9 protein-coding genes are annotated in these 8,202 nt (G+C 71.2%); 4 read left to right on the forward strand and 5 right to left on the reverse strand.

Going from position 1 to position 8,202, the window contains the following annotated elements; translation table 11 throughout:
• The coding region (locus ACWDR3_RS46350; RefSeq protein WP_450358724.1) for a hypothetical protein at positions 1 to 514 on the reverse strand (514 nt) is incomplete at its 3' end.
• 41 nt (positions 515 to 555) lie between these two features.
• Positions 556 to 1,977, reverse strand: a complete 1,422-nt coding sequence (locus tag ACWDR3_RS46355; protein WP_450358725.1) for a M1 family metallopeptidase — start codon at positions 1,975 to 1,977, stop codon at positions 556 to 558.
• 155 nt (positions 1,978 to 2,132) lie between these two features.
• On the opposite strand from ACWDR3_RS46355, the gene ACWDR3_RS46360 reads away from it, so the two are divergent.
• Positions 2,133 to 2,480, forward strand: coding sequence for a DUF488 domain-containing protein (locus tag ACWDR3_RS46360; RefSeq protein ID WP_450358726.1), 348 nt, complete (start codon positions 2,133 to 2,135; stop codon positions 2,478 to 2,480).
• A gap of 36 nt (positions 2,481 to 2,516) precedes the next feature.
• Here the strand turns inward: ACWDR3_RS46360 and ACWDR3_RS46365 are convergent, their stop codons facing one another.
• Both ACWDR3_RS46365 and ACWDR3_RS46370 read right to left on the reverse strand, forming a co-directional pair.
• On the reverse strand, positions 2,517 to 4,190 hold the full coding sequence (locus ACWDR3_RS46365) for an FAD-binding dehydrogenase (protein ID WP_450358727.1): 1,674 nt from the start codon (positions 4,188 to 4,190) through the stop codon (positions 2,517 to 2,519).
• A 71-nt stretch (positions 4,191 to 4,261) separates the two neighbouring features.
• Complete coding sequence (locus tag ACWDR3_RS46370; protein WP_450358728.1) at positions 4,262 to 4,897, reverse strand: TetR/AcrR family transcriptional regulator; 636 nt, start codon at positions 4,895 to 4,897, stop codon at positions 4,262 to 4,264.
• Positions 4,898 to 5,042: 145 nt separating this feature from the next.
• On the opposite strand from ACWDR3_RS46370, the gene ACWDR3_RS46375 reads away from it, so the two are divergent.
• The 3 genes from ACWDR3_RS46375 to ACWDR3_RS46385 all read left to right on the forward strand — a co-directional run bounded on the left by ACWDR3_RS46375 (position 5,043) and on the right by ACWDR3_RS46385 (position 7,892).
• The gene (locus ACWDR3_RS46375; RefSeq protein ID WP_450358729.1) at positions 5,043 to 5,669 is read left to right on the forward strand and encodes an alpha-ketoglutarate-dependent dioxygenase AlkB; all 627 of its coding nucleotides are present in this window, start codon (positions 5,043 to 5,045) and stop codon (positions 5,667 to 5,669) included.
• Positions 5,670 to 5,868: 199 nt separating this feature from the next.
• Positions 5,869 to 6,615 carry an MBL fold metallo-hydrolase gene (locus ACWDR3_RS46380; RefSeq protein WP_450358730.1) on the forward strand — a complete coding sequence of 249 codons (747 nt, stop codon included), beginning with the start codon at positions 5,869 to 5,871 and terminating at the stop codon, positions 6,613 to 6,615.
• Positions 6,616 to 6,656: 41 nt separating this feature from the next.
• Positions 6,657 to 7,892, forward strand: coding sequence for a DUF4032 domain-containing protein (locus ACWDR3_RS46385; RefSeq protein WP_450358731.1), 1,236 nt, complete (start codon positions 6,657 to 6,659; stop codon positions 7,890 to 7,892).
• A gap of 1 nt (position 7,893) precedes the next feature.
• Here ACWDR3_RS46385 and ACWDR3_RS46390 read toward each other — a convergent pair.
• Positions 7,894 to 8,202, reverse strand: a 309-nt coding sequence (locus ACWDR3_RS46390; protein ID WP_450358732.1) for a universal stress protein, incomplete at its 5' end; no start/stop codon positions are given.

The following is an 8,202-nucleotide window of genomic DNA, read 5'->3' on the forward strand; positions in this document are numbered from 1 at the left end:
CGCCCTCGAAGCCCGTGCCGGGCGACTGGAAGCCGTAGCCCTGGTCGTACGTCAGCTTGGTGCCGGGATCACGGAGCAGGCCGCCGGCGTCCGTGAGTCCGAATACACCGATCGGTGAGCGCAGGTCACCGCCCATGTGATGGTCGCTCCAGCCCTTGAGCGCGTTGTGCGCGGGCCAGCTCTCGCCGGGCTGCCAGCCGGTGGAGGTGCGCTCGTACAGGACGACCTCGGAGAGCGGGGAGTTCTTGCCCCGGCCGGTGACCACGACGGCCTGCCGGGCGTCGGAGGGCACCTGGGCCAGCGTCTTGGGCCCGAGACCCGGCAGTTCCAGCCGGGCGGCCTCGGCGGACATGGCCGGCGAGGGCGAGGAGGGGGTCGTCGTCGTGGAGGCGGGCGCTCCCGGCTCCGCCGCGGCGCCGGCCGGCTGGCCCGGCGACGCCACGGCACCGCTGCCGCATCCCGTCAGGAGCAGGGACGCGGCCAGCAGGGCGACGTGAGGTCTGCGCGTGATCATGACTCGACCTTGACCCAGAGTTATCAGGAACTCGTCAGGTTCTAGGGTTTGTTCGGCTTGCCCGCTGCGTAGAGCCAGGTCTGGAACAGTCCGTTCAGGTCCTTTCCGGACACCCGCTCCGCGAGTCGAACGAACTGCGCGGTCGTACCGTTCCCGTCGTGGTGCTCGGCCGCCCAGGTCCGCAGGATCCGGAGGAACGCCGAGTCACCGACGGCCGTGCGCAGTTCGTGCAGGGTCATCGCGCCGCGGGCGTAGACCGGTGTGCCGAAGATGTTGGCGCCGCTGCCGGGGTCGCCGGGCGGGAACTCCCACAGACCGTCGCTCGCCGGGCGGGCGTAGAGCTTGTCGAAGGACTTCTGGGCGCTGTCGCCGCCGTGCTGCTCGCTGTAGAGCCACTCCGCGTAGGTCGCGAAGCCCTCGTTGAGCCAGATGTCCTTCCAGGAGGTCAGCGAGACGGAGTCGCCGAACCACTGATGGGCGTTCTCGTGCACGAGGGTGCTCAGGTCGGGCGCCGAGTCGTAGACGGGACGCGACTGCGTCTCCAGGGCGTACCCGACGTCGGGCGCGTGGTCGACGATGGATCCGGCCGCGCGGTACGGGTAGGGCCCGAACAGCTTGCTCTCCCACTCCAGCACGGACGGCAGCTTCTTGAGCACGGGCGCCGCGGCGGCGGCCTCGCGCGGGTCGACCGCGTTGTAGACCTGGATGCCGTCCCGGGTCCGGTACTGCTCGACCTGGAACTTCCCGACCGTCGCCGTCGCCAGATAGGCGGCCATGGGTTCGCGCTGCCGCCAGCGGAACGTCGTCTTCCCGTGCGCGGTGTGCTGCCCGAGGAGCACACCGTTGGAGACCGCGGTGCGCCCCTTGGGGACCGTGATCGTGATGTCGTACGAGGACTTGTCCTTGGGGTGGTTGTTCGCCGGGAACCAGGTCATCGCTCCCTGGGGTTCGCCCGCGACGAAGGCGCCGTCGTCGGTGGGGATCCAGCCGTCGGGCGAGCCGTCGGGGTCGGTGACCGGCTTCGGGGTGCCGTTGTAGGCGACGGTCACGCGGAACTTCTGGCCCTTGTGCAGGGCGTGGCGCGGGGTGACGACGAGTTCCTGGCCGCTGCGCCGGAAGTCGGCCTTGACGTGGTCGACGCTGAGGGCGGTGATCTTCAGGCCGGTGAAGTCGAGGTCGAAGCGGGTGAGCTTCTGGGTGGCCCGGGCGGTGAGGACCGCGGTGCCGGTGAGGTGCCGGCTCGTCGTGTCGTAGCCGAGGGTCAGTCCGTAGTGCTCGACGTGGTAGCCGCCGTTCCCGGCGAGCGGGAAGTACGGGTCGCCGACACCGGATCCTCCGGTGGTGCCGGCCGCCGCGGGTCCTGCGGCGGCGAGCAGGGCCGCGACGGCGACGGGAACGGTCACGACGACGGCCTCGCGGCGGAGGACGGCGGTACGTCTGGCGCCTTTCCGGCGGGATTCCACATGAGCTCCTTGAGGGGGGTGGCGGATGATCAAACGGCCCCAGGCTAGAGGGGCACCTCGTACGGTTTCCCCCTCCGGCAGGTCAAGTCACGAAGCGTCACCCGCCCTCCCGAACTACCGTGGACGGCGTCCCGTCCCCGGAGAGAGGCCCGGCCGTGAGCGTTCGTGTGCGTCGCGTCTACGAATCGCCCGAGCAGGAGGACGGCGTCCGCGTCCTCGTCGACCGGCTGTGGCCGCGCGGTCTTTCCAAGGAGGCGGCGGCCGTCGACGAGTGGCCCAAGGCCCTCACCCCGTCCACCGAACTGCGCCGCTGGTACCACGCGGGCGGGTCCTACGAGGAGTTCGCGCGCCGGTACGAGGCCGAGCTGGCGGCGCCCGAGGCGGCCGAACTCCTCGACCACGTACGTGAGTCGGCGACCAAGGGGCCCGTCACGCTGCTCACCTCGGCGAAGGCGCCCGAGCAGAGCCACGCGGCCGTGCTGGCCCGTCTCCTCCAGGACTGAGCCGCCTGAGGTGAGGAGACGGGCCGGACACCTCCGTCAGCCGGTCTGCTGTGCCGCGGCACGCCCCGCCGCGCGGCCCGAGAAGAGGCAGCCACCGAGGAAGGTGCCCTCAAGAGCGTTGTAGCCGTGCACACCCCCACCGCCGAAGCCGGCCACCTCACCGGCCGCGTACAGGCCCTCGATCGGTGTGCCGTCGGCGCCCAGGGCACGGGAGTCGAGGTCGGTCTGGATGCCGCCGAGGGTCTTGCGGGTCAGGACGTGCAGCTTGACGCCGATGAGCGGGCCGGCCGCGGGGTCGAGGATGCGGTGCGGGGTGGCGACGCGGCCGAGGCGGTCGCCGATGTAGCGGCGGGCGTTGCGGATGCCCTGCACCTGGGAGTCCTTGCTGTACGGGTTGGCCATCTGGAGGTCCCGCGCCTCGATCTGTCGGCGCAGCTCAGCCGCGTCGAGCAGCGGCTTGTCCGTGAGGTCGTTCATCTTCCCGACGAGCTGCTCCAGGGTCGGGGCGGTCACGAAGTCGGCGCCCTTGCGCAGGAACGCGTCGACCGGGCCCGGGGCGCCCTTGCCGAGGAGCCGGTCGCGCAGGACCGCGCCCTTGTCCTTGGCGGTGATGTCGGGGTTCTGCTCGGAGCCGGAGAGCGCGAACTCCTTCTCGATGATCTTCTGCGTGAGGACGAACCAGGAGTGGTCGTAGCCCGCGATGTCCTCGGTGGTGCGCAGGTACTTGAGCGTGTTGAGGGTGTCGTAGCCCGGCAGGCAGGGGTCGGGCAGCCGGCGTCCGAGGGCGTCGAACCACATCGACGACGGACCCGGCAGGATGCGGATGCCGTGGCCCGGCCAGATCGGGTCCCAGTTCTGGATGCCTTCGGTGTAGTGCCACATGCGGTCCCGGTTGACCAGGCGTACGCCTGCCTCGGCACTGATGTCGAGCATGCGGCCGTCGACGTATGCGGGCACGCCGGTGACCATCTCGGCGGGCGGGGTGCCAAGGCGCTCGGGCCAGTAGCGGCGCACGATGTCGTGGTCGGCGCCGATGCCGCCGGAGGTGACGACGACGGCCTGGGCGGTGAGTTCGAAGTCGCCGACCCGGTCGCGGTTGGAGGGCACACCGCGCGCTGAGGAGTCGTCGGCGAGAACCGTGCCTCGCACCCCGCGCGCGGTGCCGTCCTCGACGACCAGGGCGTCGACCCGGTGCCGGTGGTAGAAGGTCAGCAGCCCGTCGCGCTTGGCCTGCTTGGCGTACTCGACGAAGGGCTCCACCACGCCCGTGCCGGTGCCCCAGGCGATGTGGAAGCGGGGTACGGAGTTGCCGTGTCCGTCGGCGCGCAGGTCACCGCGCTCGGCCCAGCCGACGGTCGGCAGCAGCTTGATGCCGTGCCCCTCCAGCCAGGTCCGCTTCTCGCCCGCCGCGAACTCGACGTACGCGCGCGCCCAGCGCACCGCCCAGGAGTCCTCGTCGTCCTGCCGGTCGAACCCGGCGCTGCCCTGCCAGTCGTTCCAGGCCAGTTCGAAGGAGTCCTTGATGCCGAGGCGGCGCTGCTGCGGGGAGTCGACGAGGAAGAGTCCGCCGAACGACCAGAAGGCCTGGCCGCCGAGATTTGCGGCGTTCTCCTGGTCGACCAGCGCCACCCGCCGCCCCCGACTGGTGAGTTCGTGCGCGGCGACCAGGCCCGCGAGGCCCGCTCCGACGACGATGACGTCGGCATCCATGGCGACCGTCCCTTCTTCTTGCGGTGATGTGCACGGCGGTGGTGTGTACGGCATTGATGTCTACGGCGGTGTCATACGTCGTCTACGGCGGTGTCGCCGCTGTCGCTCAGCAGCGCGGTGAGCAACTGGCCGAGCCAGGCGCGCGCCCGCTCGATGTCCTTGTCCAGCAGCAGTTGGGTGGTGACCCCGTCGTACGCGGCGACCACGGCGTGCGCGGCGCCGTCCAGGTCGCCGAGCACGGCGGGCAGTCGGGCGTGGCCGCGGGCCCGGGCAAGCCGGTCGCGGATCGCCCCGCGCAGTCGCGCACGGTGTTCCAGCAGGGTGCGCGCCACCGCCGGATCGCGAGCCGCGTGCACCAGGAAGTCCGTCTTCACGAGCAGCCAGTCACGGTCGAGCAGCAGCACTTCGGTGACCCGGTCGACGGCGGCCGGCACATCGAGGTCCGGCCCGTCGAGGGCGAGCGCGCCGGACACCTGGTCCGCGATGAGGTCGGCGCGCTCCTGGTAGAGCGCGAAGAACAGCTCGTCCAGGGTGGCGAAGTTCGAATAGAAGGCGCCTCTGCTGTACCCCGCGGCCTCGCAGACCTCCTCGATGGACACGCGCCCGAACCCCTTGGCGGCGAAGACGGCGAACGCGGCGTCGAGGAGGTTGGCGCGCGTGCGGATCCGGCGCCTGGTGACGCGCGGGGCCGTGTCCTCCGTTGTCATGTCCGGACCTCCGTTCGATACGGGAATGTATCCGATACATGAGTGCATCGAAAGAGCTGGACGGCAGTCGATCCGCACCGGGACGGGCGAGGAACAGACGAAAACGTATGGGAACAGATTTTCGATTAAGAGGTACGCTGGATCCATGACCACGCACCTCCAGGGCTCCCTCTTCGACCAGACGGACCGGATGCGGCTCGGCTCCCTCGACGGGATCCGGCGGACACGGCTCGGTCTGGGCGCATGGATAGACGTGCTGCCCGGGTGGCTGAGCGGATCGGACACGCTGTTCGAACAGCTGGCCGCCGAGGTGCCCTGGCGCGCGGAGCGCCGCACGATGTACGACCAGGTCGTGGACGTACCGAGATTGCTGGCGTTCTACGGGCGCGACGACGCCCTCCCGCACCCCGTCCTCGACGAGGCGCGCGAGGCGCTGAGCGCGTACTACGCCGAGGAGTTGCGGGAGCCGTTCACCACGGCCGGGCTGTGTCACTACCGCGACGGGCGGGACAGTGTGGCCTGGCACGGGGACCGGATCGGGCGGGGTGCGCGCGAGGACACCATGGTCGCGATCCTCTCCGTGGGTGCGCCCCGCGATCTCCTGCTGCGTCCGGTGCGCGGCGGCGAGTCGGTGCGCCGGCCGCTGGGGCACGGGGACCTGATCGTGATGGGCGGGTCCTGCCAGCGCACGTGGGAGCACTGCGTACCGAAGAGCACCCGGGCCGCGGGACCGCGCATCAGCGTGCAGTTCCGCCCGGACGGCGTGCGCTGAGGCGGAGAGGCGGCCGCTTCGGACGCACGGCCGGGGCTGCCTCCGGCGGACGGTGCCGGAGGCAGCTCACTTCCCCGCGCGTGGGATGGCCGGTTCGCTTCCGCGCGCGGGATGGCGTGGACCCGACGGTTCCGCAACCGCCCCGGTCTGCTTTGCTGGTGGTGACCGGCAGGGACGGCTATCGGGACGCGGGGCGATCATGCGGGCGGACGTGCGGCAAGTCGCCGAGGGCGTGCATCTCGTGCACGGCTCCAACACGAACTGGGTGATCCTCACCGAGGGGGACCAGGTCACCCTCGTCGACACCGGGTACCCCGGGGACCGGGAGCAATTGCTCGCCTCCCTCACGGCGGTGGGCGCCGCGCCGGAGGCGGTCGCGGCGGTGCTGATCACGCACGCGCACAACGACCACATCGGATCCGCCGAGTATCTGCGCGCCGCGTACGACATCCCGGTCTACCTGCACGAGGCCGAAGTCCCGCACGCCCGCCGGGAGTTCCTGCACCAGGTGGGCGTCGGACAGGTGCTGAAGAACAGCTGGCGGCCCGGGGTCGTGCCGTGGGCGCTGCACGCCATGCGGTCCGGCGGCACGGCCCATGTGCCGGTGGCCGAACCGGAGCCCTTCCCCACCGCGGGCGCCCTGGATCTGCCGGGCCGGCCCGTGCCGGTGTACACGCCCGGTCACACCGACGGGCATTCGGCCTTCCATCTCCCGGAGGCCGGGGTGGTGATCTCCGGAGACGCCCTGGTCACCGGCCACCCCACCTCACGTGTCCAGGGCCCGCAGCTGCTGCCCGACATGTTCCATCACGAGCGCTCCCGGGCCGTCGCCTCGCTGGACGTCCTCGCCGGCCTCGACGGTGACCTCCTGCTGCCCGGGCACGGTCCCGAGCACCGCGGACCGGTGGGCGAAACGGCACTTCAGGCCCGGGAGCGCGCGCTCTAAGGTGAGGTGACGATCACCCGCGAGGCAAGGACACACGTGCCATGGCACTGCAGATCAGCGCGACCAACCCGGAGCACCCCGCGCTCCTGCTGGCCCTGCCGTGGCAACTGCCCCTGGAGCAGTGGCCCGACGAGTACCTGGTCCCGCTCCCCCGCGGCATCTCCCGCCACGTCGTGCGCTACGCGCGCGCAGGCGACGAGGTCGTCGCCGTCAAGGAGCTCGCCGAACGACCCGCCCTGCGCGAGTACGAGCTGCTGCGCGACCTGGACCGGCTCGCCATCCCCGCCGTCGACCCGCTGGCCGTGGTCACCGGCCGCACCGACGGCGAGGGCGCCCCGCTGGAGTCGGTGCTGGTCACCCGCCATCTGCGCGGCTCGCAGCCGTACCGCTCGATGTTCGAGACGACCATGCGTCCGGCCACCATGCACCGCCTGATGGACGCGCTCGCCGTGCTGCTGGTGCGCCTGCACCTCGCCGGGTTCGCCTGGGGCGACTGCTCGCTGTCCAACACGCTCTTCCGGCGCGACGCGGGCGCGTACGCCGCCTACCTCGTGGACGCCGAGACCGGCGACCTGCACACCCAACTGAGCGACGGACAGCGGGAGTACGACCTCGACCTCGCGCGCGTGAACATCAGCGGCGAGCTGCTCGACCTGGAGGCCTCCGGGGCGCTGCACCCCTCCGTCGACCCGATCGAGTTCGGCACGGAGATCTGCGCCCGCTACCAGGGGCTGTGGGAGGAGCTGACCCGCACTTCCGTCTATCCGGCGGGCAAGTACCACTTCATCGAGCGCCGGATACGCCGGCTCAACGAACTCGGCTTCGACGTGGCCGAGATGCAGATCAAGCACTCCTCGAACGGCGACACCGTCACCTTCGTGCCCAAGGTCGTCGACGCCGGCCACCACCAGCGGCAGCTGCTGCGGCTGACCGGCCTGGACACCGAGGAGAACCAGGCCCGCCGGCTGCTGAGCGACCTGGAGAGCTGGATGGCCTCCCAGGACGACTTCGACCCGGGCGACCCGCTCGCCGCGCGCCCCGAGGTCCTCGCCCACCGGTGGGTCCGGGACGTGTTCCGGCCCACCGTGCGGGAGGTGCCGCCGGAGCTGCGCGGCTCCATGGACGCGGCGGAGATCTACCACGAACTGCTCGAACACCGCTGGTACCTGTCCGAGCGCGCGCAGCACGACATAGGGCTGGACACGGCGGTCGAGGACTACATCAAGAACGTGCTGCCCAAGGCTCGCGAGACTCTGGTGCCGGTCACGCCTGAGTGATTCAGGCGTGCGGGACCACGGCCACCGGGCAGTCCGCGTGGTGCAGGACGCCGTGCGCCACCGAGCCGATGCGCGCGCCGACGGCCGTACGGCGGGCACGTCGGCCCACCACCATCAGCTGGGCCCGCGCCGCCACCGACAGCAGCACCTGCCCGGCGCTGCCCATCTCGATGTGCTCGACCACGGGCACGTCCGGGAACCGCTCCCGCCAGGGCTGGAGTGCCGCGGCCAGGGCCTTCTTCTCGTACGGCTCCAGGCCGCCGGCCTCGTCGAGGAGCTTCATCGAGCCGGGGCTGTAGGCGAACACCGG

It is taken from the genome of Streptomyces sp. NPDC001002, from assembly GCF_053599215.1.

What these genes read in the sequence shown, in the direction of transcription:
- ACWDR3_RS46370 (WP_450358728.1), bottom strand. Translation starts at nt 4,897, where the DNA reads ATGACAACGGAGGACACGGCCCCGCGCGTCACCAGGCGCCGGATCCGC.
- ACWDR3_RS46375 (WP_450358729.1), top strand. Translation starts at nt 5,043, where the DNA reads ATGACCACGCACCTCCAGGGCTCCCTCTTCGACCAGACGGACCGGATG.
- ACWDR3_RS46380 (WP_450358730.1), top strand. Translation starts at nt 5,869, where the DNA reads ATGCGGGCGGACGTGCGGCAAGTCGCCGAGGGCGTGCATCTCGTGCAC.
- ACWDR3_RS46385 (WP_450358731.1), top strand. Translation starts at nt 6,657, where the DNA reads ATGGCACTGCAGATCAGCGCGACCAACCCGGAGCACCCCGCGCTCCTG.
- ACWDR3_RS46365 (WP_450358727.1), bottom strand. Translation starts at nt 4,190, where the DNA reads ATGGATGCCGACGTCATCGTCGTCGGAGCGGGCCTCGCGGGCCTGGTC.